The following is a 24,897-nucleotide window of genomic DNA, read 5'->3' on the forward strand; positions in this document are numbered from 1 at the left end:
AGGGGTGAGGGGTCAGAAGATCCAGAGCCGCCCCCTCGATGTCAAGGCACACGTGCGCCGCCTCCTCGCCCCGACCCGGTTTCCAGAGCGTCGCGCCGCGATGACGACGTCGCAGACGCATCGCTGACGCCGCCGGCGCGCGGCCACCGGACCTGCTTGCCCGACGATCGCGCGCGGCCCGGCGCGCCCGGCCGTGGCCCGCCCTGCGCGCTGCCCCCGCGACCGAAGGCCCTCTCCCGGTCCCGAAAGGGCACGGCGATCCTGCGGATCGCCCCGGAGGGCGCCTCTCCCGAGAGCGGTTGAGACCGTGATGGGCGATCCGACCGTGTCCCGATCGAGCGAGGAGCGATGTGTCGAGGCGCGATGGAGTGAAGACAGGACTCGAAGGACATGAATCCTGGACGCGCTCACGAAGGACCACGGGCAGCCGGCGACCGCGCAACCCGCGCACAGGCACGCTTTTTTTCCCTGCATGCTGGCCTGGCAGACGCGATGACGCAGCGCGACACAGCTCGCTGCTCGCCTGGCGCGCCTCGCCCGCGCGTTCCTGGGCGCGTGGACGTGGCGATCTCGCGGGCAGCCGGGGGAGGACATACGGTGGTCCCCTGAGCAATGCACTGACCACGTCCATGGACCACGTCGGACCCTGTCCGCCCCCTTGACGCACATCCGGGCGAGGTTACCTTCGTGATTTTGGCCCAGATTGGCTCTTGCGCTGTGTGGCATATGCCTCGCATCATGGCCGGCATGTCCCCTACGGAGAGCCCCGCTGCGGAGGCCCATCTAGCTTGCGATTCCCTGGATGATGATAACGAACCTACTTTAATTTTCCGTCGTCCCCCCGCTTCACTCTCCGGCCTTGCGCTGCCGATCGGCGCGCCGGCTCCGGTCGTGACGGCGCCGGCGCGACGCTCCACGGCGCGCCTGTTCGCCGTGGGCGCGGGCGCGGGCCTCGCTGCGGCGGTGGGAGCGGTCTTCTTTCTGAGGCTCGGCGGGGCCACCCTCGATCTCGGCGCGGGCTCCACGATGCAGCCGGCCGTGGCCGCGGCCGCCGTCCTGCGCCCGGCGGTGGCGGCCGCTCCGGCCCGGGCGAAGGCGGCAGCGCCGGCGCCGGCGGCGCATGAGAACCCCCCGGCGGCTGTCCCGGCCATCGCCCCGGAGGACCGCGCCGATGCGACGCTCGATCGCTCGGCCGTGATCCCGATCCACGATGGGATCGTCACGATTCCCGAGTCGTTCTCCTCGGCCGATGGGGAGTACGATCTGGTCATCCATTTTCATGGCATCAACGATGTCGTCGAGGCGGGGTTCGAGCGCGCGGGCCTCAACGCCGTCGTGATGATCCTCAACCTCGGCATCAGCTCCGCGGCCTACGAGACCCGGTTCTCGATCCGCTCTTATCTGCCGGCGCTCCTCGCGAAGACCGAGGCCGCGCTCCGGGCGCGCGGGCTGCGGGGCGCCCGGCTCCGGCGCATCGCGCTCTCGGCGTTCAGCGCGGGTTACGGCGCGGTGCGCGGGCTCCTGAACCAGGCGTCGTTCGCCGACAGGGTGGACGCGGTGCTGCTGCTGGACGGCATCCACACCGGCTACATGCCGATCGATCACAGCCTGGACCTGGAGCGCCTCAAGCCGTTCTCGCGCTTCGCCCAGCAGGCGGCCAGCGGCGAGAAGCTCATGTCGATCACCCATTCGGAGATCACCCCGAACGGCGATTACGCCGGGACGCACGAGAGCACCGACGCCCTCTTGGCGCTCGCGGGCGCCGAGCGCTCTCCGATCGGCAGCGCCGACGCGCAGGCGCTTTATCAGGTGGCCGGACCGGCGAGCGCGGACAGGCCCGCTCCGTTCGTCCAGCTCTCCGAGGCGCACAAGGGGGCGCTCCATGTCCGCGGCTATGCGGGCACGCAGAAGCCGGACCACGTGCGACACCTGACCCGGATGGCAGAGACGGCGGTGCCGGACCTGGTCCGCCGCTGGAGCGAACGCCCCGCGCCGTGACCGACCGCGGCGGCTCGTGGGCACACGGGGCCGCCGAGGGAACGGCGTCGCCTCGCGGGGCCGCTGACCGCAGGATGGCAGCCCACGCTCGCCGGTCGAGGAGCTTCAGGCGGTCGGGGCCGCGGCGAAGCCGCGCCGCGCGCTCGCGCCCCTGTCCAGGGCCAAGCGCGCCGGCAAGGTCTTCGTCGACTACCAAACACGGTGGTGAGGGATCTCGGGGGGCTCGCCGGAAGGGCTGGAGTGCGAGCCACAAAAAGGGCTCGCCGGAACGCAAGCCTCGGAGGCGAGCCCCCCCGAGATCCCTCATCACCCCAAAAAACGACGGGGGCGTACGTTCACTGACGTTCCGTTCAGCGTGATCGGAATCACGCCACATGGCGGGGTGCGCTCGGTTGACGACGCAGCCGCCACGCTCCACTCGGTTGACGACGCAGCCGCCGCGCTACACTGTCGAGCTGCGTCGGCCATGGCAAAGGACCGGAACTCCAGCGCCCTTTCGGAGATCGCCGAGCGCCTCCACCAGTTCGACGGCGAGCCCCTCCGGGTCGAGTTCCTGGCGCGCGGCATCGATGCGCTCACGCAGATCGCCGAGCGGCTCGATCAGAGCGAGCTTGGCGAGGTCGTCGCCTCGACGAGCAACACGGACGTCCTGGTGACGGCGCTCACACAACCGAGCGCCGTCGGCCTCTTTTCCGCCGCGGATCCGCTCATGCTGGCCCGCCTCCGCGGCGTGCAGGCGAGGGACGCGTTGCTGGCCGCCGAGGGCGGGACGCTCACGGCCGACGAGGTCGGCGAGGTGCTCCACGTGTCGCCCCAGGCCGTCGAGGTGCGGCGCGCGGCCGGGCAGCTCCTGGCCGTGGACGGCGGCCGTCGCGGCTACCTCTACCCTTCATGGCAGCTCGCGGACGAGGGCGTGCTGCCGGGGCTGGAGGAGATCCTCGGGCTCCTCGTGGAGCATCCCCCCCTGGCGAAGCTCCGGTTCTTCCTTTCCGGCAACCACCGCCTCGACGGAGAGCGGCCGCTCGATCGGCTGCGCCGCGGCGACCTCGCCCCCGTGCGGCTCGCCGCGCGCACGTTCGGCGAGCAAGGGGCGGCATGAGCGATCCCGGCGCCGGCCAGGCCGCGGAGCTCGCCCGAGATCCAGGCGCACGCGCTCCGCGCAGGAGGAGGCAGGAGCGGAGGAGCAGCGCGTAAGCCGGAGATCGGGCGCCCCTGGCTTGTCTTGCGTTCGCACGGGGCAGAATCACATGAAGACAACGCTCGAGCCGCATCCGGACCCGCCCTCCGATTTCGCGGCACGGCCGCTCCCCATCACGATTCACCGTCGCTGCTGGTTCCGGATTCATCGGCTCGCGCGCGATCCGCTGTATTTCGGGCGCTCCGGGGACAACCGCTTCGACGCGCCGGACGGAGAGTTCGGGGTGCTGTACGTCGGCAAGGACGCGCGTTGCGCCTTCATCGAGGCGCTCGGCCACGCGACCGGCGTGCGCCTCGTGGAGCAGGCCGAGCTCGCCGCGCGCGGGCTCGCGCGCATCGCGCCGAGGCGGCCGCTGCGGCTCGTGAACCTCGCGGGAGAGGGGCTCGCGCGCATCGGGGCCGACGCCCGCCTGACGTCGGGGGAGTCGTACGAGGTCGCGCACCGCTGGGCGCTCGCCATCCACGACCACCCGAAGCGGCCTGACGGCATCGCGTACGCCGCGCGCCACGACCCGAGCCGCGTGAGCGCCGCCCTCTTCGAGCGCGCCAGCGCGGAGCTGGAGGTGGCGATCCTGGGCTCCCTCGCGGATCCGGCGCACGCGTCGCTCCTCGGGTCGCTCCTCGACACGTACCGGTTCGGGCTGGTCTGACGCGCCCCGCTCCGCGCGTCGCTCCTCGACACGCACCGGGATGGTCCGACGCGCGGCGCTCCGCGGTCGGCGGCGGCCTGGCCCCGGCGGGGTGGTCTGCCGGGACGCGAGCGGGGCCAGGGCCGCTGCGACCTCCGCGCGCGCGAGCGCGCCGGCACGGCCGGTGCTTCTCCTGCGAGGTGGGGCGAGGCGGCGCGCTCGCGGCGCAGGGTGGTCGCGGCGCGCACGGCCGAGCGGCGGGGGGGATCCGATGAAAATAAGGAATCTGCGGCTGGAGACAGGCTATCTCGTGGAGCCTGTTTCGCTCCAGGGCAAGCTCGCGATTCACCAGATCCAGATCACGACGATCGACGAGGGGGGCTCCTCCCGGGTCCGGATCTCGCTCGATCCCAATCGATGCATCCTCGACAGCTTCGGCGAGCCCAAGAAGGCGTCCACGCGGATGGCGCCGCTCCACCTGGAGGCGGACGTGGAGCTCCTGGAGGAGTGCGATGAGAAGCAGCTGCTCGCCATCAAGTTCCTCGGAGGCCAAGGACCCGCGATCCGGCTCGCGCTGCTGCCCCTCTGCGCCACGAGCAAGGAGGCGATCGTCGCGCGGCTCCTGGTCTTCGGGGAGACCGGCGAGGTGCAGGCGATCCTGCCGATGCAGGGCGCGTCGGCAGGCTGCGTGGTGGCGTGAGCAGGGCCGCGCCGGCGCGCGCGGATCGCCCCGAGGATCCGGGGCGGAGCGCCGCTCAGGCGCCGTGCGGGCGGCCGCCGCCAGGCCCGAAAGGACCGGACGCCCCACCGGGGGCGGCGGCAGGGCCGCCGCCCACCGGGCCGGGGGCGGCAGCGGGGGGCGCGCCGTAGGCGCCCGGCATGACCCCGGGCGGCGCGCCCGCAGCGGGCGCGCCGTAAGCTCCTCCGGGCGGTGCGCCGTAAGCTCCTCCGGGCGGTGCGCCGTAGGCGCCCGGCATGACCCCGGGCGGCGCGCCGTACGCCCCCTGCGGAACCCCGGGCGGCGCGCCGTAGGCGCCCGGCATGGCTCCGGGCGGCGCGCCGTACGCCCCCGCAGCGGGTGCGCCGTAAGCCCCCGGCGGAACGCCGTACGGCGCTCCGGGCGGCGGCGGATAGCCGCCTCCGGGCGGCGCTGCGGCGGTCGGCCCCTGGCCGGGTGGGTAGGCGGCCTCCAGGGCGACGCGGCGGGGGTTGGCCGGATCATAGCGCACCGTGACGATGCACCCCGGCTGGATGCGGGGGGCCGCCATCACCGATACGAGCGACACCGTCTCCACCTGATAGGGCGGCATGCCCGGCGGCATCACCTCGAGAAACAGCCTGAGGCGATAAGCATCCTGGGCCCCCTGGGACACCCTCATGCCCGTCTCCTGATACTGCAGCACGCGGGCTGCGCAGGATATGCCCATCTGGAGCAGCTGCCGCTGCTCCTGCTGCTGGGCGTGGAGGGGGGCGAGGACCTTCTTCCAGACCACCCAGACGATCACCCCGGTGATCCCGAGCGGGACGATGATGCTGAGCGCGATGATCACCAGCGTGGACAAGCTCGACATGCCGCCATCGTACCAGGCCGACCACCGGCAGCACCAGCGCCGCGGCGAGGACGCCTCGATCCTCGCCGTGTCCCCTCCCCGCCGGCGCGCGCTCGCTCCCCGCAGCGCCGCGCGCCTGCGTCGCAGCGCAGGGTCGGCCTGCTTCGATTCCTTCACTCTACTGCGGAGTCGGGCTGGGGAGCGAGCCGCCATGACGAAGAGGGCGCCGAGAGACCAGGGGAATAGCAGGCAAAAAAATGCCGGGGTGTCTCTTCCCCTCTCCTCTTGGAGGCCGTGGCGCCGTGGCTGCCGATCTGGAGCAGCTCCCCGCAGCAGCGTTACGCCGGGGCGCGGATCGACGCGTCCGGTCAGCGGACGGGCGCGTCGATCCGCGGCGCTCAGGGGCTCGGGCAGCGGCGGTACATGAGGGCATACTCGATCCGGACCTGGACGTCGGTGGTGTCGTTCGTCACGACGCCGGCGCGCGCCGGCGCGAGGCGGTTGGTGACGTAGAGGTTCGTCTTGATGTTGAGCGGCCTCACGGTGCCGCACTCCGACCACACCGTGGTCGCGAAGCTGTCCGTGCGCGAGAAGTTGTCCGTGAAAGGCCCCACCATGCTCCACGTGAGCGGCCCCGACGTGAGCGGGGAGCCCGAGAAGTAATACGATGTCTCGTGCAGCGCCTGGACGCCGCTCTCCAGATCGGCGAACCCGCGGTACGTGGCGTCGAACAGCGCCACCTGCCAGCCCGGCTCGAACCGCAGATCCACGGCGAGCTGGCAGAACGCGCGGTTCGCGGACCGGGCGGCGCCGGGGCCGGCCTGCGCCTCGAACCGATCGAAGATGACGGTCAGCGCCTTCTGATCGGGGGAGATCACCCCCGCCGCGGTGCCGACGGGACATCCGCTGCCGGCGTACGTGAAGCCCTCGATCCGCGCATTCTGCGCCAGCGCCGGAAAGGCGAAGAGGAACGCCGAAGAAAACACCAACGTCGAACGCAGCAACATGCTCGCCCCCTTTCACAGACGGACGCCCCCCGCGCCGTCCTGCGTCGGCGCCGGCGCGCGTCACCGCTGTCGCAGGTCGACCGACATATCTGCCGATCATGCGATGACCGCGCGCTCGGTGCAACCTGAGCGGGTGGTTTTGCCTCGTTGCGGCGCAGCGCCTCTGCCTTCATGCCTTCATGTTCCAACTTGACCACTTCCTCGGCGTTCCCCAAGCGCGTTCGGTCGCGATCAGGTCCCGAATCCCGCCCCCCCGCGGTCACCAACATGGTCGTGGACGTTCACGACCACGTTGGTGACCGCTGGGGGGATGAGTCTCACTCGTTGCGGGGAGCGCCCAGGGGGAGCGGCGGCGCGGCGACGCGGAATACCGGGACCCGATTGACCCGCTCGTCCCAGGACGGGTGGCGCTGATAGAAGAAATCCAGCCGGGCTCCGGGATCCCCGGCGAACGCAGGATCGCGGAGGCGCGCCTCGAACTCGGCGCGCAGCGCCGGATCCGCGGCCAGCATCCTGCGGGCCTCCTCCTCGGCGACGTAGCTCTCCATGTACTCCTTGCGCTCGAAGGCGGCGTTGAAGAAGCCCCAGGACACGAGCGAGTCGGGCGCGCGCGGCTCCAGGAGGTGCAGCACCAGCGGCGCGAGCGGCTGCGCGATGGGGATGAAGAGCGAGCCCGCGGGCAGATCGCGCCGCTCCGGCCGGAAATCGCCCTGGACCTTCGCGCGCGTCCGGCCCTCGTACGGGTGCGCGAAGGTCACCTCGCGGGCCCGGAACACCTCGACCGCGAGGCCCGGGCGCGCCTCGCGGAGGACCTCGTGGCGCACGCCGTGCAAGCGCAGCTTCTCGGCCACCCACGCCGCGTGCGCCGCCGGGACGACGTAGCCGGCGGCCGGCGCGGTGACGGTCAGCTCCGGCTCGAGCCGATCGAACAGCGGGATGCGCCAGGTCTCGGGGCGCGACTCGTCGTACACGATCCACGTGCCGCCCGAGATCTCGGACGCGCGCCTCTCGTAGGCGTACCCGTGGAACGCGATGGTGCGCGACGCGGGCCCCGCGCGGTGCGTCAGGGCGAAGGGCGCGCCGGCGAGGCGCGCGCTCGCGGCGTCGGCGCGGTCGACCGCCGCGCGGAGCGCGCCCGCGGCGTCGGTGGCGTGCTCGAAGAGCGCCGAGAGGAGGTCGTGGACCGCGCGCACGCGCGCCCCGTACGTGGCCCAGCTATGCGTCTCGACGAGCACGCCGAGGCGGTTGCGCGCGGCGCTGTAGCCCTGCGAGAAGCGCGGCGGCCCCGGCTCGGTCGAGATCCCGGACGCGGGGTCGTCCTCCTCGCGAAAGGCCGGGTAGAACGGGAGCGGCAGGTGGCCGAGCGCCGCGAGGCGCGCCTGCAGCGCGCCGGAGAGGTCGCGCGCCGCCCCGTCGAGCCCGCCCGGGTGAGGCACCGACGGCTCGACCAGGACCGCCACGTCGTGCTGGAACTTCGCGCCGTCGGTGGTGTGCAGGTCGACGTGGATCACCGGATCCCAGGCGCGGACGAGCGCCAGCATCGCCCGCATCTCGGGCGCCTCGGCCTTCATGTGGTCGCGGTTCAGGTTGAGGTTCTGGCCGGTGGCGCGGAAGCCCATCTCCTCGGGCCCGCGCTGGTTGGGCCGCTGGTTTCGCCGGAAGCGCTCGTGGCCGTCGACGTTGAAGACCGGCACGAACACCGCGGTCGTCGCGGCGAGCGCGCCGGGCGCCATCGCGCCGTCGAGCAGCTCGCGCAGCGCCCAGAAGCCGCCGTCCTTGCCGTCGATCTCGCCGGCGTGGATGCCGCCCTGGAAGAGGATCACCGGGCGCCGCCTGGCCCGCGCCGCGTCGGGGTCGAGCGCGCCGTCGTCGGAGGCGACGATCGCGAGCATGGGCCTGCCCTCGGGCGTCGTGCCGAAGCGGACGCAGCGGGCGCGGCCCGGGTAGGCCTGCTCGAAGCCGCGGCAGAGCCGCTCGACCTCGGCGTAGCGGCCGGTGCGCTCGAAGCGGGTCCGCTCGGCCTCGGTGACGAGCGACGGGCGCGACGCGGGCCGCGCGGCCGGGTCGACGGGCGGCGCAGGCGGCGCGCCGGGCGCGGGCACCTGGCAGGCCGCGAGCAGCGCGATCGGCGCGACGAGGCGGGAAATGATGCGGCCGACGGCCGCGACAGGGGGGCGAGCCATCGCGGGAGTCGAGCAAATTTCGTGTCGAGCGGCAACGCGCGATCGGCGCGGCTGGCGTCGGGCGGAGCGAGATGGCGGGCCGGCTCAGGTGTGTTTGCCCAGCAGGGCGCGGATGGGTCGCAGCGCGGTCTTCGTGAGCCCGCTGCCGAGAAATTCGGACATCCGCGTGAGGCGTTCCCGAGCCATCCCAGACACCTTGTCCACGCTCATGCCGGCAAGGCCGCCAACCGCTGCGTAGAACGGCTCGGTGCTGCCGGCGGCGAACTTCGCCGCGGCGCGAAGCTCGTAGTGCGCCATGAGATTCCTCAAAGGTCGGAGAGCCAGAACGTCCCCTGTGCGCGGCTCCAGCCAAGAGGGTGTCGGGCGAACTGATGCGCGAAGGGCGACACTTCCATGGAACGCGGTGAGATACTGAACCCGATGCAGCAGGTTCGATCCCGGCGGGAGGAGCTTCGGAAATTGGACGAGGCGCAAGCGCCGATGTCGCCCACGGAGCTACTGGCCAGGTCCGAGCCCGGCGAGCGCCTCTCGCGCCTCCTGGGCGACATCTTCGTCCTCGGGCTCGACCCTGGCGATGAGCCGCAGGGTGGCAGCCCGCACCCGCGCGGTAGGGGCCAGGTCGAGGAGGGGCACCAGCAGCCGGAGCGAGATCTCCAGCGCGGACCCCGCGGCGAGGTCGCGCTCGATCTTCTCGCAAAGGACGTTCTCGCGCCGAGCCAGGGGTAGGGCGGAGAGCACCTCGCGGGCGAGCCACGCCGGCCCCGCGAAGGTCAGCAAATCGTCATAACGCTCTTCGAGCACCTGCCCGGGATCCAGGCCCCGGATCAGCGGCAGCACGGCGTAGTTTCCGACCATCTGCTGGTTCTTCCAGAGCGACCGATCTTTTAGCAACATGTCCGCGAACGCTCGTCCCCAACGCAGGGCCGCGTCCGCTGGCACCGCCTCGATCGCGCGTCGCAGCAGGTCCGATCGCATCCGCACTCCATAGGACCCGAGCTTCCACTCCCCGCACACCCACAGGTAGTCCTCCGGGGACAGCGCCTCGCGCAGCCGGGCCGCGAGGACGCGCTCGTCGAAGCGCTGGCTACCAAGGAAACGCAGCGTCTCCCACAGCGGCCACGCCGGATCCACGCCCGGGATATCCAGCGGCACCACCCGATCGAGCGGTCCCGGGGCATCGAGCCCGAGGAAGCGCCGGCGGTCGCGCCGCCTGCCCGGCAGGTGGTGGGGGGCGAACAGGACATCGACGTCGAGCCGGGTCAGCTCCCGGGCGACCTCGGCCTGGCCGTCCGAGAGCACAGCTGGCGGATCGGCGTGCGGGTCCAGGACGAGCCCCAGGGCATCCTGCGCACGCTCGTTGCGCATCGGATCGGCCCCCTCCGCCTCGCGCACCATCGCGACGAGCAGGCGCGCCGCGAAGAGCGCCCCCTCCTCGGTGTGCGCCTTGAGCTGCTGCTCGACGAGGTGGTCCACGCGCCCATACATCCAGGGCAGGAGCGCCTCATCGACGCGCGTCGTGCGGATGAGCGCGCTCGCCAGCTCGAGCTCCACGGCCGATGGGGGCGCCGGATCGACGTAGAGACGGGCCGCGAAGGCGACGCCGCGGAGGATCTCGGGCTCGTCGCCCGCCATGAGCGCGCGCAGGCGGGGCGCGATCTCGGAGCTCGGCTCGTAGCGGCCGAGCATCCCGAGCGCGACCGCCACGCTGCCGCGCACGAGCGACACCGGCTCCCGCTCCAGCCGGCCGAGCAGGAGAGCGCGGGAGGCCCCCGCGGCGGCCGCGATGAACGCGAGCGCCATCGCCGCCGCCGCGCGCACGCTCGCGTCCGCGTCCTCGACGAGCCCCATGAGCCGCGGCACCTCCGCCTCCATCGCCTCGAGCGCGCGCCGCGCCTCGGTCCCCTCGGCGAAGAGCGACTGCACCCTCGCCTCGCGGAAATCGAGGCCGCGTGACAAGAACCAGGGGTGTCCCACGGTCAAGACGTCGACGGCCAGCGCGAGGACCTGGCCGCGATCCGGCGTCGCAGGAGCCGCCGCGAGATCGACGAGCGACGTGACCGCCGGCGCGTTCGCGGAGAACCAGTCGGCCGCGCTGCAGAGGAAGCGGCGCAACTCGCCGCGGGCCTGCGCCCGGACGTCCGGCTGCGTGGCGGTGAGCGCGCCGAAGTGATGCGGGAGGTTCTGCGCGGCGCCGTCCTTGCGCTTGAGCTTCGACCAGTCGACGGTTTCCCAGTATGCCATCTGCGTATCCCTTCGAATTCACCCCGGCGCGCGGCCTCCCGCCCCCGGTCGGTACTCCGCGACGCTAGCACGCCGCTCCCGTGGTCTGCGCGGGCAAGCGCTCGATGCCGGCGGACAACGCGCGCGCCGGCGACCCACTGCATCACGCCTCGTCGTCGACGAACTCCTCCGGTATGGCGTTCGGGTCCCCGTTCGCGCGGAGCTCGTCCATCTCGGCCATATACCGCTTCGTCGGCGTCTGCCCCTTCGGCCGCGTGTTCGGGGCGTAGTCCGTGGCCACGCGCCTGGCGGCGTCCCCGGATTTGTGCTTAGGGCTGGCGTTCGGCTTGCTCGGATCGTAGGTCACCTTGTTGTCCGGCGGCCAGCCGTAGGTGACCTTGCAGCCATTCTCCTGCGCGAACTTGCGCATCTGGTTGCTGCACATAGGGCACGGTGGATACTGGCCGTTCATCTCCATGTGACCGCCCTGGAGCTCGTCGTCCGAGAAATGATGGGTTGCCCACTCTATCGCTTGGCGCTCGGTGTGCGCCTGCGCCTGGGTTGCGAGGCTGGTGTTGAAATTCGTCGGGGGCTGGTCGTTGAGCCCCGGCACCCTCTTCAGCGTGCCCGGCGCCGACGTGTAGCCGGACGAGAAGCCGCGCCCCTGGCCGTCGCGGTGTCCCGGCGTGGGGCCGGGGACGTAGACGCTATCGTCGCTCAGCGTCAGCTGCACGTTCAGCTCGTGTAGCCCCTCCGGATCCACGAACCCGATGGGGTTCGGACAGTAGACATACCGATTCGGCCCGGCCGCAGACCCAAGCGGATCCGGCGAGATGTACCGCCCCAGCGCCGGGTCGTAGTAACGGTGCATGTTGTACACGAGCCCGGTCTCCGGGTCCGCGTACTGGCCCTCGAAGCGGAACGGCGTGTACGTCCGTGCCCCCGCCTCGACCTCGGTAACGCCGTACGCCGTGCGCGTCAGCCGGCACCCTACCTCGCCGCGCGCGTCCACGAGCTCCTCCGGCGTGCCCAGGATGTCGCCCACGTAGAACCACCACCGTCCGGCGCCCGGCGCGTCGTCTCCCTCCGCGGCGTGATCGTGGTGCGCCCACGGCACCGTCCGCCCCGCGGCGTAGACGTACGAGCGCGCGGTGGACCGGCGCGCGCCGTCGGGCAGGAACGCCACCGTGTGCTCGTGGATCATCTGCGCCCCGTGCCACAAAAAGCGCGTCACCGTCGCCAGCCGGCGCGCCCCGCCCGGCTCCGGGAGGAGCACGCGCTTCTCCAGACGCCGCTGGAAGAAGTCGTGCAGGAGCTCCACCCGCACGCCGTCCGGCCGCTCGACCGCCGCGAGCTGGCCCTGCGCGTTCCACTGATAGCGCCAGCGCCTCGACGGATCGCGCGCATGGAACCGCTCGATCAGCCGGCCCACCGCGTCCCAGACGAACCGCTCGCCGTCCTTCTCGACGAGCCGGTCCCCGCGCTCGTAGACGCGCCCGGTCTCCGCGGCGCCTGCGGCCCGCACCTCGCGCAGGTTCCCGGTCGCGTCGTGCGCGAAGCGCTCGGGCGCGCCCCGCTCCGGCGAGCGCTCGAGCAGCCGATCGCGCCGATCGTAGGTGTACCGCGTGGGCCCGGCCGAGCTGTCCCAGCGCAGCAGCAGGTTGTCGCCCTCGGGCGCGAACTGGAACACCTTGTCCACGGTCGCGCCCCGCGGATCGAGGCCGACCCACGCCGGCTCCCCCGCCCGGACGGCCTCGGCCCCGGCGCGCATCACGGTGCGCCGCGTGAGGCGGTGATGCGCGTCGTGCTGATTCCGGAGGAGCGCGCCCTCCGGCAGCCGCAGCGTCTCCACGAGCCCGAGCCGGTCGCGCTCCTCCGCGACGGCCGTGCGCGCGTCGAGCCGGAGGACCCGCGCGCTGCGGAAGGGGCTGCGCTCGATGCGCCGGTCGTGGCCAAAGGACGTGCGCACGCCCGTGAGGGCGCCGGCCGCGTCCCGCTGGAGCGTGACCGACTGCCGCGCGCCCCGGACTTCCTGCGTCTCCTGGAGGACGTTGCCGACGCCGTCATAGGTGAACGCGACGCGGTAGTCCGGGCCGTCGACGGCGCTGATGCGATCGAGGAGATCGTACTCCACGCGGACCTCGGTATCGTCGCTGAAGGCGATCTGCGTCTCCCGGCCCGCCGCGTCGCGGGTCACGTCGAAGCGCTCCAGGGCCGAGCTCTTCTGCCATAGAAGCCGCCCCATCGGGTCGTAGCCCATGCGCCACGCGCTGCCGTCGAACGCCACGATGCCCACGAGGTTGCCGCTCGCGTCGCGCTCGTAGGTCTCGACCTCGCCGCGCTCGTTGTGGCACGCGACGACCCAGCCCTCATGGTTGTAGTACGAGCGCACCTCGTCCCCGTTCGGGAGGCGCACGCCGCACGGCCACCGGAAGCCGCCCCACAGGAAGTGGGACGTCCCGCGCTCGTCGGTCCGGCTGGCGAGGTTGCCCATCGCGTCGTACGTGAACGCCACCTGACGGCCGCCGAGACGGGTCATCGAGAGGAGGCGGCCCGCCTTCGAAACCCGGTAGTGGTCGACCCCGCCCTTGGGATCGGTGCGTGACGTGGCGCGGCCCCAGTGATCGTAGGTCCAGCGCCAGACGGCCCCGGTCGGCGTGGTGACCTCGACCAGATTGCCGTGCGCGTCGCACGCGTAACGCCACTCGCCGCCGTCCGGATCGATCCGTCCGGTCATCAGGCTACGCGCATCGTAGGTGTAGGTCGTCACCGATCCGTTGGGATCCTTGACCTGGACGGGGTTGCCGCGCTCGTCACGCACGCACTCTCGCACACCGCCCGCGAAGTCGATGTTGCGGACCACGAGATCGTTCGCGTCGCGCTCGATGGTGAAGACACGCCCGAGCGGGTCGGTCTCCTGGATCAAGCTCCCCCGCCAGTTGTACGCGAAGGTGCTGGTGCCGCCGAGCGGGTCGGTGTGGCTCCGCTCCGCGCCGTCGTCGTCGATGACCCGGCTGGTCACGCCCGCGCCGACGGCCTTCGTGACGTCGCCGTCCTCGTTGGCGAAGAAGCGCTGAAAACGCACCGAGTCGTAACGCTCGCTGTACCCGTGCTCTCCGAACTCGAGCTTGACGTGGAAGATCCCGCGGACCTTGGTCTCGCCGTCACGGAGCCGCTCGGGAAGGCCGCGCGGGGCGAGCGCCGGATCGGGGGCCCCTCCATAATCTCCCCACGTCTCGAAGCAGCGGCCGGCGGCGTCGTAGTGGAAGTGGAAGGTCAGGCCCGAGTCGTACGAATACCGCACGATCCGGTGGTCGTCATCGTATACGTAGTGGATCGAGAGGCCGTCCGCGTCGGTGTAGCGGACCAGATCGCCGCGCCCATCATAGGCATACCGCGCGAAGACGATGGTGGTGCGGTCTCCGGGGTTCGGCACCTCGATCGACGTGATCCGCCCTCGGCTGTCGCTGGTGAACCGGATGTATCGCCTCGACGCATCGAAGGCCGCCACGAGCCGGCCACGGCGGTCGTGGTGCAGCGAGACGGCGTTGCCGTTCAGGTTCTGGATGCGCCGCAGCCGGTAGACGCCGTCGCGCCCGGGCAGGAAGACGTGGGTGAACCCGTCCTTGGTGTCGAGGTAGTATCCCCTCTTGCCGCGGTGGAGCAGCCAGCCACCATCGCCCAGGATCGTCCGGTTCTGGTCGTCGGGGCGGTCGAAGCGGATCTCGGCGCCGAAGCAGGCGCGGACGACGACCGAGCCCCGCTTCTCCTCGAGGTTCCACGCGAACGAATGGCCCCATCCCGGGCCCATGCCCACGTCGCGCGCGCGCTGGCCGGAGCTGTACTGGCGCTTGAACAGCAGGCGGAACACCCCGGGAAGGTCGAGGTCGACGTTCGGCAAGGTGAACATCTCGCCCGTCGCCACGTCGACCGGATCCCCTGCGGAGGTCTTGCGGTGACAGTTGGTGCAGCCGCCGAGGTTGCCTTGTCCGCAGTCGCCGGTTCCCTTCCCGCCGCCCTGCGCGTCCTTGCCGCCGTTCTTGCCGTCGCCGCCCTGGTCGCCGCCGTTGCCCTTCCCGCCGCGGCCGCCCTTGCCGCCGCCCCCGCCGCCGCCGCCCATGATGAAGACGCCGGGGTTCATCCCGGGGATGGCCGGGATGTTCGGAACCGGAGCTGTGCGCGCCATGGCGGCATGGTCGCTGAACGGACCGAGGTGTCAAGACGAGCCGCGGTGACGCGCGGGGCCGCCGTGGCGCGCCGCGTGTCGATGGAAGGGGCGTGGTCGGCAGCGCGGCGGCCAGGTTTCAGCACGCGCGATGCCGCCGCCGGTGCGTTCTTCAGAGGGGCTGATTTTCTGACAGCGTGCCGCCGTACATCGTAATCTTGCGCCATGGCATACGGGCCCGCGCGCGGCAGGAACGGCAGTCACCTTGCGGCGCGACACGCCCGGCCCCCTGCAAGGCGACGTTGCGCGGACGGTGGAGGGAGGGGGGAGCCATGACAGCCCGATTCAGGGTGCGAATCGTCTCGAAGTGCAGTCCGTGGGACGCGCTGGAGGATGCCTTCCCCTTCTTTCTGCCGGTCGCGCTGGGCGGCTTCGAGCCAGAGAGCCCGCCACCGACGACCGTGTCCGATGCCGCGAGGGCTCCCGGCAGCCTCCCCGGGATCGATTCCGATGCCGCGAGGCGCCTGGCCGCCCGGCCCGTACCCAGGTTCGCGCCGACATGAGCGCGTTCTCTTCCCGCCGTGAGCTGGCCCTCGGGGCGGCCCTCCTCGGCGGGGTGCTCCTGGCGCCGCTCGGCATCGCCTCGCTGCGCCGCGCCCGGGCGGAGCGGGCCGAGCTCGCGGCGCCCGCGCTCGCCAGCGCGGCGGCAGCGCTCGCCGGCGGCGGGCTCGGTCTGGCAGCGGCTGTCGGCGGCCCTGTGGACGGCGGGACTGGCCCGGCGGGCACTGACACTGACCCGGCGGGCACTGGCTGGGCCGGCGGCGAGGCTGGCCCGGCGGGCGCTGGCCTCCTGGACGGCGGCGCTGGCCTCCTGGCGGACGCTGGCCTCCTGGACGGCGGCGCCGCGATCTTCGAGAAGCCCACGTGGTCCCCGGCGTCGCGCGCGGCGACCTACGGGGCGCTCACGACCAGCGCGTGCGACCGGGAGCTGAAGCGCCGCGGGATCCCCCACGCCCCGGCGCGCGGCGCCCCGCTGGTCGACCGGCCGGTGCGGCTCACGGGCGCGCTCCACGGGGTCACGTTCCGCGGCGACGGCGTGGCGAGGAAGGCCAGGAAGCAGCGGTCGGCCTCCCCCTTCGACATCGCGGACTGCCGGCTCGTCCTCGTGCTCGACGACCTGGCCGCCTTCCTCGCGACCCGCGGCGTGACCGAGGTCGTGCACGTCAGCATGCACCGGCCCGCGCCGGCCGGCGCGGCCTCGAAGGCGAAGGCGGCGCAGCAGCCGGCCAAGAAGGCCCCGAAGGGCGCGGGCAAGGCGGCGAAGCGCGCGGCGGCCAAGGCCACGAAGCCGGCCGCGGCGCCCGCGCGCCCCAGCCAGCACGCCCTCGGGCTCGCCATCGACGTGGCCGCCTTCGTCAAGGCCGACGGCGCGCGGCTCGACGTGAAGGCCGACTGGCACGGCGCCATCGGCGCGCCGCCGTGCGGCCCCGGCTCGGCGCCGAAGGCGCCCACGCCAGCGGCGCTCGAGCTGCGGGAGCTCGTCTGCGCGGTCTTCGCCAGCGGGCTGTTCAACGTCGTCCTCACGCCCAACGCGAACGAGGCGCACGCGGACCACTTTCACTTCGATATCAAGCGCAACGCGCGCTATTTCCTGCTGGAATGAGCCGCCCCCCCCGGGGCCGCGCGGATCGCGCTCAGTACGACGGGTGGAGCGCGAGCAGCTCCGCGATCTCCTGGAGCTCCGGATCGCCCGCCCGGGTTCGCCGCGAGCACCTCCCCCGGGCACGGCGCCGCCACGGAGCGCCGCCGACCCGATCACGCCAGAACACGCGCGCCAACACACCTTCAAGCCGTGGCCACACAGCGCCGAGATTGAATTAATCCCACCACAACGCTGCCCGGTTCGCTCCCAACATGGCGCACGCTGGCATCATCCGACCCACATGCCACGCGACAGGAGATTCGCGGTGGGGGCGGCCGCCGTGGGGGGCGCAGGGAGCGGAATGCAATCTGGACAGATGCTGTCCTTCGTGCGACGTTTTCTGGAAGAACATGTCGATCACGTGTCGTAGCCATGTTCGCTCGTTCCCCGCGGGGGAGGTCCACTGGGAGGAGTGGCACCCCCCTCCGAGGAGCGGCGAGAGCAGGCGCCCCGTGGTCCTGGTGCACGGCCTGTCCGATAGCTGTCGGACCTGGAACCGGCTCGCGCCGGCGCTCGCGGCGAGGCGCCGCGTCTATGCGCTCGATCTGCCCGGCCATGGCCACTCGGACCGGCCCGAGGCTCCGTACACGGTGGCCTGGTATGCGAGCGTCGTCGCGGACTGGATCCGCGCCCTCGGGCTCCGCGATTTCGATCTGATCGGGCACTCGTTCGGCGGCAGCATTGCGATGTGCGTGGCGATAGAGCGGCCAGGCCGCGTGCACCGCCTCGCGCTGGTCGCGGCGGGCGGCTTCGGGAGCGAGGTGGCGCTGCCCCTCCGGCTCGCCGCCGTGACAGGCGTGCTCGAGCTGGCCGCGCCGCTGCTCATGGGCGTCGGCACCCACGCGGGGATGCTGGTGCTCGGCGGCAACTTCAATGCGGCGGAGCGCAGGCACCTCGCCCGCGTGAACGCGCGGCCCGGCACCGCGCGCGCCCTGTCGCGCACCCTCCGCCACGCGATCGATCTGCGCGGCCAGCGCGAGCACCTCATGGACATCGCCCACCGGCTGCCGGAGATCCCGCCGCTCGCCGTCTACTGGGGCGACCGCGACCCCGTGATCCCGGCGCGCCACGCCGCCGACGTGGACCGCTACCTGGAGGGCGTGACCGTGCGGCGCTTCGCCAGGGCCGGACACTACCCGCACCGGGAGGCGGTCGCCGAGCTCACCCCCGATCTGCTGCGCTTCCTCGACGAGCCGCGCCCCCCGCCACGCCTGCGCGCCGGGGCGCGCGCGCCGCGGGCGTCCGCGGTGGCCGCCGCTGTGCCGGTCGGCCTCAGGTGGCCGTCGTGGCCGGACGCCGCGGTCAAGCCGTGGGCGCGGAGCCCGCTCTCGTCGCTGCTCCGGCAGACCTCTCCGCCGTAGCGCGACGCCGCGTCCGCCGCTGACATCCGCCGCCCCGCCGCCCGCTCGTTGCTGTGCTCGCTCGCTGCGGACATCGCGCCGCCCGCTCGTCGCCGACGCTGCACGGCCCGTTCGCTGTTGACGCCGCGCCGCCCGATGCGGTTGTCTCGGACGCCGGTGCAACTCGAGTGTGAGACCTGCGGCGCCTCGCTCCACATCGAGGCCGATCAGCGAACGGCGGTGTGCCCGTACTGCGCCTCACCGTCGGTGGTGGAGCGGCCGCCCTCGGCACACCGGCCGCCGCCGCACTTCGTCCTCGGCTTCACCATGACCCGGGAGAGCGCGCTCGGCGCGGTCAAGGCGTGGCTCGGGAAGCGGAGCCTCTTCGTGCAGTCCAGCGTCAAGACGGGGACGGTCGACGCGATCCGCGGCGTGTACACGCCCGCGTACCTGTACTCGGCGATGGCAGAGACGCGCTTCGCCGCGCAGATCGGCGAGAACTACCAGGAAACCGAGACGTACACGACGACCGACGACAAGGGAAACGCCGTCACCCGCACGCGCGTCGTCACGAGGACCGAGCACCGGCCCCTCGAGGGCCAGCGCGCCGCCTACATCACGGACGTGCTCGTCGTGGCCTCCCGCGCCATCCACAACGCGGAGCTCGAGGCGGTCGAGCCGTTCGACCTCCGCATGATGCGGCGCTACACGCCCGCCGTGCTCAGCGGCTGGATCGCCGAGGAGCCGACGATGACCCAGGAGGAGTGCGTCGGCCTCGCGCGGCGCGAAGCGCTGGAGAAGATCGGCCGGGAGCTCCCGCGCTTCATGCCCGGGGACAGCCACCACGGCCTGTCCCACGAGACGCGCCTCGACCGCGAGACGCTCGAGCTCGTCTACGTGCCCCTCTGGGTGCTCGCCATCCGGCACGACCCGCAGAAGCCGCCGTTCCGGGTCCTCATCAACGGCCAGACGGGCGTGATCCACGGCAAGGCGCCCCTCTCCTGGATCAAGATCGCCCTCGCCGTCCTGCTCGTGATCCTGCTGCTCGCGACGCCGTTCCTCGTGGCCGCGATGCGGGACGGCGGCGCAGCGCGCCCCGTCGCGCGGCCCCCGGCGCTGGCCGCCGCGCCGGCCGAGCCGCCGCCGGAGGGAGCCCGGCCCGACGGGCGCCTGGAGGAGGGGCGCCATGGGGGCTCACCGGAGGGGCTGAAATGCAGGCGGGCCACGAGAAGGGCTCGCCGGAACGCAAGCCCCGGAGGTGAGCCCCCATGGCGCCCCTCCTCCAGGCGCCGCACCCAGACCGGAGGGGCGCGATGAGCCTGAGCATGGGCGTCCCGGCGGCCTCGGCGCACGGCTGTGCGCGGTGCCACAGCCCGCTGGAGGCGGGGGATCTGCGCTGCGCCGTGTGCGGCCTCGCCGCGCCGCAGGGCCGCGCCCCGGCCCCGCAGCCGGCGCAGGTGCTGCGGTGCACCGAGTGCGGCGCCGCGGTCTCGTACTCGGCCGAGGCGCAGGCGCCGAAGTGCCGCTTCTGCGGCGCCGTCACGCGGCTGGAGCAGCCCGTCGACCCGGTCGACCAGGCCGACTGGCTGCTCCCGTTCGAGGTTTCGCCCGAGCAGGCCGACCAGGCGCTGCGGCGGTGGATGGCGACGCTCGGCTTCTTCCGGCCGTCGGATCTCTCGCGCGCGGCCACGGTCGAGGGGCTCCACCCGATCTGGTGGGCGGGCTGGCTCGTCAACGCGGACGCCGTGGTGAGCTGGACGGCGGACTCGAACGCGGGCGCCCGGCGGAGCGCCTGGGCCCCGCACGCCGGACAGACGCAGCTCCCCTTCCGCAACCTGCTCGTGTCCGCGTCGCGCGGCCTCTCGCTCGACGAGGCCCTGGAGCTCGCGCCGTACTACCGGGTCGACCGGGCCGTCCCGGCGGCGCAGCGGTCGGCGCAAGGGCTCGGCCCGCCCGACGCGGCGCTGGAGCAGTTCGACGCGCAGCGCTCGGGGGCGCGGAAGATCGTCAACGAGCGGATCGCGGACGCCGCGGCGGACGCCCTGCGGCAGGGGGTGATCCCGGGGTCGACCTTCCGCAACGTGCGCGTGGCCGTGCTCCTGCGCGGGCTCTCGACCCGCCGGGTGGCGCTGCCCTCGTACGTGCTGGCCTACCGCTACGACGGGCGGAGCTACCGCGCCGTGGTGCACGGCCAGGACGCGCTCCGCGTCACGGGCACGGCGCCGATCGCCTGGGGCAAGGTGGCGCTGCTCATCGCCGTAGCGCTCGTGCTCCTCTTCGTGGCGCTCTTGCTCACGCGATAGCCGCGCGGCGCCGATCCCGCGCCGATCCGAGCTAAACAAGGGGGATGCCCGGCTCCGGTCCCGCCGAGACCTCCCCCGCCGAGACCTCCGAGGAGCGCGCCGCGGGCGCGCTGCGGCTCCTGCGCCAGAACCCGGCGTTCCGGCGGCTGTGGTGCGCGCGCGTCATCTCGTACGCCGGCGACTCGCTCAGCCTGGTCGCGCTCATGCTCCATGTCGCCGACACGGCCGGCCAGGCGCTCGCGGTCTCGCTGCTGTTGCTCGTCGGCGACTTCGCGCCCTCGCTGCTCGGCCCGATCACCGGGGCGATCAGCGATCGGTGGGACCTCCGGCGGGTGATGATCCTCTGCGAGCTCGCGCAGGGCGCGCTCCTCGTGCTCATCGCGCTCGCCTTGCCGCCGCTGCCGCTGCTCCTCGGGCTCGTGGCGGCGCGCGCGATCGCCGGGCAGGTGTTCCAGCCGGCGTCCCGCGCCGCGGTCCCGGCGCTCGTGCGCGCCCGCGACCTGGAGACCGCGAACGCCACCCTCGGCCTCGGCGCGAACGGCGCCGAGGCGCTCGGCCCGCTGCTCGCGGCCGCGCTGCTCCCGCTCGTGGGCGTCCGCGGCGCGCTCCTCGTCGACGCGGCCTCCTTCCTCGCCTCGGCGGCGATGCTCGCCGCGCTGCCGTCGCTGCCGCCGGCCCGCGCCGGGGAGGAGGAGCGGTCGTCGCTGCTCCACGACGCCAGGATCGGGCTCGGCTACATCCTGTCGGCCCCCGCGGTCCGGGTCATCGCGCTGGGCTTCTGCGGCGTCGTCGCCTTCAACGGGGTCGACGACGTGGCGCTGGTCGTCCTGGCGAGAGACACGCTCCGCGCCGGCGACGCGGCGGTCGGGCTCCTCCTTGGCGCGGTCGGGCTGGGGCTGCTGCTCGGCTACGCGCTGCTCTCGCGGTACGGCGCGCGCGCGTCGATGGCGGTGATGCTGATCGCCGGGTTCGCGGTGAGCAGCGTCGGCAACCTCCTCACGGGGCTCGCCTGGGCCGTCGCGGCGGCGTTCGCGATGCAAGCCGTGCGCGGGCTCGGCATCGCGGCGATGGACGTCGCCTGCAACACGCTGGTTCAGCAGCTCGTCCCGCCCGGCATGCTGGGCCGGGTCTTCGGCAACCTCTACGGCGCCATCGGCGTCGCGGCCGCGCTGTCCTACGTCGGCGGCGGCCTGCTGCTCGACGCGACCTCGGCGCCGGTGACGCTGCTCTTCGCCGGCGCCGGGGGCGCGCTGGCCACCCTCGCCGCGGCGCTCTCGCTCCCGGCTGCGCTGCGGAGGAGCGCCGCGGAAGAGGATCGCGGGCGCAGCGTCCCCGACGCGCGGTAGCGCACCTGCGGTAAGTCGGGCCGAGAGGCGAACCGCCATGGCGCCAAGGGCGCCAAGAAATCAGGGAAGTAGAAGGGGAAAATGGAGGGACAACCCTTCCCCTCTCTTCTCTTCCCCTCTCTTCTTGGCGTCCTTGGCGCCATGGCGGTTCTTCTGCTGATCCGGGGCGACCTTCCGCAGTAGCGCTAGAAGGGACTCAACGCAAAGACGCCGAGATACGAGGCGCCCAAAGACAGGAGAGAGGGGGGTACCTGGCTGAAACGTCCACGATGGGGTCGTCGACGACCACGACCACGTTCACGACCGCGTTCACGTCCATAGCTCCCAACCTCTCTCGTCTCTGCATCCTTGTGTCGAATCCCGTCCAGGCGTCTCGGCCCCTGCGGCCGTTCACAGGACATCTCCTTGCGAGGCCCGGAGCTTGCTCTCTCCAGCGCAGGTGCGCGTCATGTCACCAGGAGGGGCTCATGCGGACTTCGCAGATGGGGAGAATCGGTAGCAGCACGGCGAAGGGGCGAGGCGTCGTCCAGGGGCTCTCGGGGCTCCTCGGGCTCGGGCTCTGCCTCGGGATCTCCAGCGCCTCCGCGGGCGGCGCGCCCCAGGCGATCTCGCCCCGGCGCGCGCCCCAGGCCCGCGCGGTGACGCAGCAGGCCGCGGCGCAGCAGGCCGCGACCGCCTATGTCGCCAACCGGGCGAAGAGGCGAATGACCATCGCCGGCACGGCGACCCTGGGCGGGTTCTGGGCGGCGTCCGCCGCCTCGGCCGCCTTGCTCGCCCTCGACAGGCCGCAGATCGTCCGGCAGGCGCACTGCACCAAGATCGCCTGCTTCCTGCTCCCCCGCCGCGAGAGGCGCGCGGCCAACCCCGCGACGCTGCTCATCCCCGTCGCGGGTCCGTGGATCCACCTCAGCACCTCGCGGCCCTCGGCGGCGAGCGCGGTCAAGCTCTCCATCCTCGGCGCCGGGCAGGCCGTCGGGCTCGGGATGCTGCTCGGGGGCATCGCCATGCCGGCGCAGGTGCGCGTGCCCGTGAGGCGCGGCCAGGTGATCCAGGTGGGCGCGGTCCCCCTCGTCGGCCCCGATGGGGTCGGGATCGCGATCCAGGGATCGATGTGAGCGAGCCCCCGCGCCGCGGCGGGCGCGTCACGGCGCAGGACCCAGGATCGCCCGCACGCGCAGCCTCTCCTCGGGCGTGAAGTCGCGCTCGAGCAGCGCCTCGGCGGCGGCGCGCCGCTCGTCCGGATCGGCCACCGTCGCCGCGAGCAGCGCGCGCGCGCCGGCGAACGCGTCGAGGCGCTGCTGCCACGCCGCCCGCTCCCGGTCGAGCTCCGCGAGGCGGTCCGCGGCCTCGGGGCCGACCGTGGCGACCCGGTGCGCGTGGATCTCCTCGTCCGAGGCGCCCGCCGCCCGCAGCGAGAGCTCCTCGGCCTGCTGCGTGAGCGGCCGCATCGCCGCCTCCCGCGCCGCGCGGATCCCCTCGGGGAGCGCCGCCTCGACCTCCGCGATCCGCGCGTCGCGCTCCTCGGCCGACAGGGTCGCGTCGGCGAGGATGTGGGCCTGCTCGATGGCCGCCTCCCCCTCCCGCTCGTCGTCGCCGAACAGCAGCGTCGCGTCCGGCTCGCCGAAATGCTCGCGCCGGAGCTCGCGCAGCGCGGCGAGCCGCGCCGCCGGATCGGCCTCGTCCTCGACGCGCATCGCCGCGCCGGCCTCGCGGTAGGCGAGGTACCGGTCGAGCAACGCGATCGCCTGGTCCGCGGCGCGCCCCGCCGCCCGCGCCCGGATCGCCGCGACGATGCGGGCCCGGATCGCCGCGTCCGGCTCCTCGCCCGTCGCGCTGAGGAAGTAGTCGAAGAGCGCGAGCAGCTCGGGGCCGACGGTCAGATCGCCGCGCTCGTCGACGAGCACCGCGCCGTCGACGGCGGTGTCGCGGAGCGAGCGGGGCACGTCGCGCGGCGCCGGCGGAGGGGGCGGCGCGACGGACACCGCCGGCTCGAGGCGCGGGGAGACCGGCGCGACGGACACCGCCGGCACCGCCCCCTTCCGCGCGGAGCGCGCCGCCGCCCCGCTCGACCGGGCGGCGTGGCCTTCATGCGCCGGCCGCTCGCTCGAGGCGAGCCGCTCCGCGCCTGCCAGCGCGGCGAGCGCGATCGGGACGAGGAGGACAGCCTTGCCGCGACGCCCCATGGATCAGAGCCCGGCGCGCTTGAGCCGGCTCGCGTGCGCGCGAAACACGGATTTCGGGTTCGGGCCAGACAGGTTGATAAACCCGAAGAGCTGATTGACCTCATCGAGGTGGTTCATCCTGTAGTTGTCGCGGATCACCTCGCCGAAGTGGGAGCTGCACCTGCCGACCAACCCGTCATTCGACTCCGAATACAGCTTGGAGATGAGCCCGAGCGTCAGGTCGGTCGGATCGATGACGCTGGTGAGCAGCCCTGTCCCCGACCACGAGTAGAAGCGGACGCCGTCCTCCTCGGGGGCGCCCTGCCCGCACCGGCTGGCGGGTAGCCCGGCCGGGTGCCACGCATTGAATTCTCGCATCCCCTCGGCGGAGAGCGATTTCACCGCCGCGACCGAGTCCTGGGGCGAGGTGCGCCCGCTGAGCAGGCCGAGGACGGTGCCGAGGCCGTTCGCGAAGAACGACAGCGCCCCCTGGGCGAAGCCGCCGTCCCGCAGGTTCCGCCGGAGAAAGCTGGCGAGCTCGGCCCCCTGGTGCGGCGAGCCGATCGTGGTCACCGAGGCGACGAGATCCGGCCGCACCGCGGCGACGTACCGCGCGTCGAGCCCCCCGTGGCTGTGCCCGACGAGGTTGACCCTCTCGCTCCCCGTCCGGGCGACGATATCCTCGACCTGCGCGAGCAGCGCCTCCCCGCGATCCTCGGTCGCGGAGAACTGCGGCACCTCGGTGACGTACACCTCCGCTCCGCCGGAGCGCAGCGTCGAGGCGATCCCACCGAAGTAGTCGACCACACCGAACATTGTCTTGAAGCCGGCCATGCCGTGACACAGCACGATGGGATACTGCGTCTGCGCGTAGCTCTCCAATGCGAGCGCGCCCTCGCCGATCTCGGCGCGCTCTGCGTCAATCGGCTCCTCCATCGACGCAATGCATCCTTGCAGCATCAGCAGCGCCACGGCGCCCGCCGCACAGCGCAATGCGTCAATTCGCATTCGTCCTCCAGCCCCTCGTTTTCTCTCGACTCTCTCCCGATTTCGAGCGGGCGTGACGGTGTTGGGTTGTACAGCGCGTGAGTTGGT

At 72.8% G+C, this 24,897-nt stretch carries 18 protein-coding genes; 10 read left to right on the forward strand and 8 right to left on the reverse strand.

Annotated elements, in window-relative coordinates; all coding sequences use genetic code 11:
- The first annotated feature begins 738 nt into the window (after positions 1-738).
- The 4 genes from WMF31_RS20835 to WMF31_RS20850 all read left to right on the forward strand — a co-directional run bounded on the left by WMF31_RS20835 (position 739) and on the right by WMF31_RS20850 (position 4,524).
- A complete protein-coding gene (locus WMF31_RS20835) occupies positions 739-1,998 on the forward strand; it encodes a hypothetical protein (protein WP_436603630.1) in 1,260 nt (419 codons plus the stop codon).
- Between the two features lie 466 nt (positions 1,999-2,464).
- Entirely contained in the window at positions 2,465-3,097 is a 633-nt protein-coding gene (locus WMF31_RS20840; RefSeq protein ID WP_436603631.1) for a hypothetical protein, read from the forward strand.
- 148 nt (positions 3,098-3,245) lie between these two features.
- A complete protein-coding gene (locus WMF31_RS20845) occupies positions 3,246-3,845 on the forward strand; it encodes an RES family NAD+ phosphorylase (protein ID WP_129347805.1) in 600 nt (199 codons plus the stop codon).
- Positions 3,846-4,095: 250 nt separating this feature from the next.
- Complete coding sequence (locus tag WMF31_RS20850) at positions 4,096-4,524, forward strand: hypothetical protein (RefSeq protein WP_436603632.1); 429 nt, start codon at positions 4,096-4,098, stop codon at positions 4,522-4,524.
- Between the two features lie 55 nt (positions 4,525-4,579).
- Here the strand turns inward: WMF31_RS20850 and WMF31_RS20855 are convergent, their stop codons facing one another.
- From WMF31_RS20855 to WMF31_RS20880, 6 genes are all read right to left on the reverse strand, one after another.
- The gene (locus WMF31_RS20855) at positions 4,580-5,395 is read right to left on the reverse strand and encodes a hypothetical protein (RefSeq protein ID WP_436603633.1); all 816 of its coding nucleotides are present in this window, start codon (positions 5,393-5,395) and stop codon (positions 4,580-4,582) included.
- Positions 5,396-5,772: 377 nt separating this feature from the next.
- The gene (locus WMF31_RS20860; protein ID WP_436603634.1) at positions 5,773-6,381 is read right to left on the reverse strand and encodes a DUF4360 domain-containing protein; all 609 of its coding nucleotides are present in this window, start codon (positions 6,379-6,381) and stop codon (positions 5,773-5,775) included.
- Between the two features lie 317 nt (positions 6,382-6,698).
- Positions 6,699-8,564: a M14 family zinc carboxypeptidase gene (locus WMF31_RS20865; RefSeq protein WP_436603635.1), complete on the reverse strand. Its 1,866-nt coding sequence runs from the start codon at positions 8,562-8,564 to the stop codon at positions 6,699-6,701.
- Between the two features lie 84 nt (positions 8,565-8,648).
- Positions 8,649-8,861 carry a hypothetical protein gene (locus WMF31_RS20870; protein WP_436603636.1) on the reverse strand — a complete coding sequence of 71 codons (213 nt, stop codon included), beginning with the start codon at positions 8,859-8,861 and terminating at the stop codon, positions 8,649-8,651.
- 198 nt (positions 8,862-9,059) lie between these two features.
- Positions 9,060-10,805: a hypothetical protein gene (locus WMF31_RS20875; protein WP_436603637.1), complete on the reverse strand. Its 1,746-nt coding sequence runs from the start codon at positions 10,803-10,805 to the stop codon at positions 9,060-9,062.
- Positions 10,806-10,947: 142 nt separating this feature from the next.
- Positions 10,948-14,970: an RHS repeat-associated core domain-containing protein gene (locus WMF31_RS20880; protein ID WP_436603638.1), complete on the reverse strand. Its 4,023-nt coding sequence runs from the start codon at positions 14,968-14,970 to the stop codon at positions 10,948-10,950.
- Between the two features lie 538 nt (positions 14,971-15,508).
- On the opposite strand from WMF31_RS20880, the gene WMF31_RS20885 reads away from it, so the two are divergent.
- The 6 genes from WMF31_RS20885 to WMF31_RS20910 all read left to right on the forward strand — a co-directional run bounded on the left by WMF31_RS20885 (position 15,509) and on the right by WMF31_RS20910 (position 22,755).
- The gene (locus tag WMF31_RS20885) at positions 15,509-16,612 is read left to right on the forward strand and encodes an extensin family protein (RefSeq protein WP_436603639.1); all 1,104 of its coding nucleotides are present in this window, start codon (positions 15,509-15,511) and stop codon (positions 16,610-16,612) included.
- Positions 16,613-17,001: 389 nt separating this feature from the next.
- On the forward strand, positions 17,002-18,012 hold the full coding sequence (locus WMF31_RS20890; protein ID WP_436603640.1) for an alpha/beta fold hydrolase: 1,011 nt from the start codon (positions 17,002-17,004) through the stop codon (positions 18,010-18,012).
- A 156-nt stretch (positions 18,013-18,168) separates the two neighbouring features.
- Positions 18,169-19,308, forward strand: coding sequence for a hypothetical protein (locus WMF31_RS20895; RefSeq protein ID WP_436603641.1), 1,140 nt, complete (start codon positions 18,169-18,171; stop codon positions 19,306-19,308).
- Entirely contained in the window at positions 19,305-20,294 is a 990-nt protein-coding gene (locus tag WMF31_RS20900; RefSeq protein WP_436603642.1) for a zinc ribbon domain-containing protein, read from the forward strand. The genes WMF31_RS20895 and WMF31_RS20900 overlap by 4 nt, the downstream gene beginning before the upstream one ends.
- A 44-nt stretch (positions 20,295-20,338) precedes the next feature.
- Complete coding sequence (locus tag WMF31_RS20905) at positions 20,339-21,640, forward strand: MFS transporter (RefSeq protein ID WP_436603643.1); 1,302 nt, start codon at positions 20,339-20,341, stop codon at positions 21,638-21,640.
- Positions 21,641-22,122: 482 nt separating this feature from the next.
- Positions 22,123-22,755 carry a hypothetical protein gene (locus WMF31_RS20910; RefSeq protein ID WP_436603644.1) on the forward strand — a complete coding sequence of 211 codons (633 nt, stop codon included), beginning with the start codon at positions 22,123-22,125 and terminating at the stop codon, positions 22,753-22,755.
- 27 nt (positions 22,756-22,782) lie between these two features.
- Here WMF31_RS20910 and WMF31_RS20915 read toward each other — a convergent pair whose 3' ends face one another.
- Together WMF31_RS20915 and WMF31_RS20920 are read right to left on the reverse strand one after the other, a co-directional pair.
- A complete protein-coding gene (locus tag WMF31_RS20915) occupies positions 22,783-23,823 on the reverse strand; it encodes a lipase secretion chaperone (protein ID WP_436603645.1) in 1,041 nt (346 codons plus the stop codon).
- A 3-nt stretch (positions 23,824-23,826) separates the two neighbouring features.
- Positions 23,827-24,738, reverse strand: a complete 912-nt coding sequence (locus WMF31_RS20920) for a lipase family alpha/beta hydrolase (protein WP_436603646.1) — start codon at positions 24,736-24,738, stop codon at positions 23,827-23,829.
- Positions 24,739-24,897: the final 159 nt, after the last annotated feature.

The sequence above is a fragment of the Sorangium sp. So ce1036 genome (assembly GCF_051369805.1).
In the GTDB taxonomy this organism is placed as follows: domain Bacteria; phylum Myxococcota_A; class Polyangia; order Polyangiales; family Polyangiaceae; genus Sorangium; species Sorangium cellulosum_F.

What these genes read in the sequence shown, in the direction of transcription:
- WMF31_RS20875 (WP_436603637.1), bottom strand. Translation starts at nt 10,805, where the DNA reads ATGGCATACTGGGAAACCGTCGACTGGTCGAAGCTCAAGCGCAAGGAC.
- WMF31_RS20890 (WP_436603640.1), top strand. Translation starts at nt 17,002, where the DNA reads ATGTCGATCACGTGTCGTAGCCATGTTCGCTCGTTCCCCGCGGGGGAG.
- WMF31_RS20835 (WP_436603630.1), top strand. Translation starts at nt 739, where the DNA reads ATGGCCGGCATGTCCCCTACGGAGAGCCCCGCTGCGGAGGCCCATCTA.
- WMF31_RS20920 (WP_436603646.1), bottom strand. Translation starts at nt 24,738, where the DNA reads ATGGAGGAGCCGATTGACGCAGAGCGCGCCGAGATCGGCGAGGGCGCG.
- WMF31_RS20865 (WP_436603635.1), bottom strand. Translation starts at nt 8,564, where the DNA reads ATGGCTCGCCCCCCTGTCGCGGCCGTCGGCCGCATCATTTCCCGCCTC.
- WMF31_RS20870 (WP_436603636.1), bottom strand. Translation starts at nt 8,861, where the DNA reads ATGGCGCACTACGAGCTTCGCGCCGCGGCGAAGTTCGCCGCCGGCAGC.
- WMF31_RS20845 (WP_129347805.1), top strand. Translation starts at nt 3,246, where the DNA reads ATGAAGACAACGCTCGAGCCGCATCCGGACCCGCCCTCCGATTTCGCG.
- WMF31_RS20850 (WP_436603632.1), top strand. Translation starts at nt 4,096, where the DNA reads ATGAAAATAAGGAATCTGCGGCTGGAGACAGGCTATCTCGTGGAGCCT.
- WMF31_RS20900 (WP_436603642.1), top strand. Translation starts at nt 19,305, where the DNA reads ATGAGCCTGAGCATGGGCGTCCCGGCGGCCTCGGCGCACGGCTGTGCG.
- WMF31_RS20860 (WP_436603634.1), bottom strand. Translation starts at nt 6,381, where the DNA reads ATGTTGCTGCGTTCGACGTTGGTGTTTTCTTCGGCGTTCCTCTTCGCC.
- WMF31_RS20840 (WP_436603631.1), top strand. Translation starts at nt 2,465, where the DNA reads ATGGCAAAGGACCGGAACTCCAGCGCCCTTTCGGAGATCGCCGAGCGC.
- WMF31_RS20910 (WP_436603644.1), top strand. Translation starts at nt 22,123, where the DNA reads ATGGGGAGAATCGGTAGCAGCACGGCGAAGGGGCGAGGCGTCGTCCAG.
- WMF31_RS20915 (WP_436603645.1), bottom strand. Translation starts at nt 23,823, where the DNA reads ATGGGGCGTCGCGGCAAGGCTGTCCTCCTCGTCCCGATCGCGCTCGCC.
- WMF31_RS20855 (WP_436603633.1), bottom strand. Translation starts at nt 5,395, where the DNA reads ATGTCGAGCTTGTCCACGCTGGTGATCATCGCGCTCAGCATCATCGTC.
- WMF31_RS20905 (WP_436603643.1), top strand. Translation starts at nt 20,339, where the DNA reads ATGCCCGGCTCCGGTCCCGCCGAGACCTCCCCCGCCGAGACCTCCGAG.
- WMF31_RS20880 (WP_436603638.1), bottom strand. Translation starts at nt 14,970, where the DNA reads ATGGCGCGCACAGCTCCGGTTCCGAACATCCCGGCCATCCCCGGGATG.
- WMF31_RS20885 (WP_436603639.1), top strand. Translation starts at nt 15,509, where the DNA reads ATGAGCGCGTTCTCTTCCCGCCGTGAGCTGGCCCTCGGGGCGGCCCTC.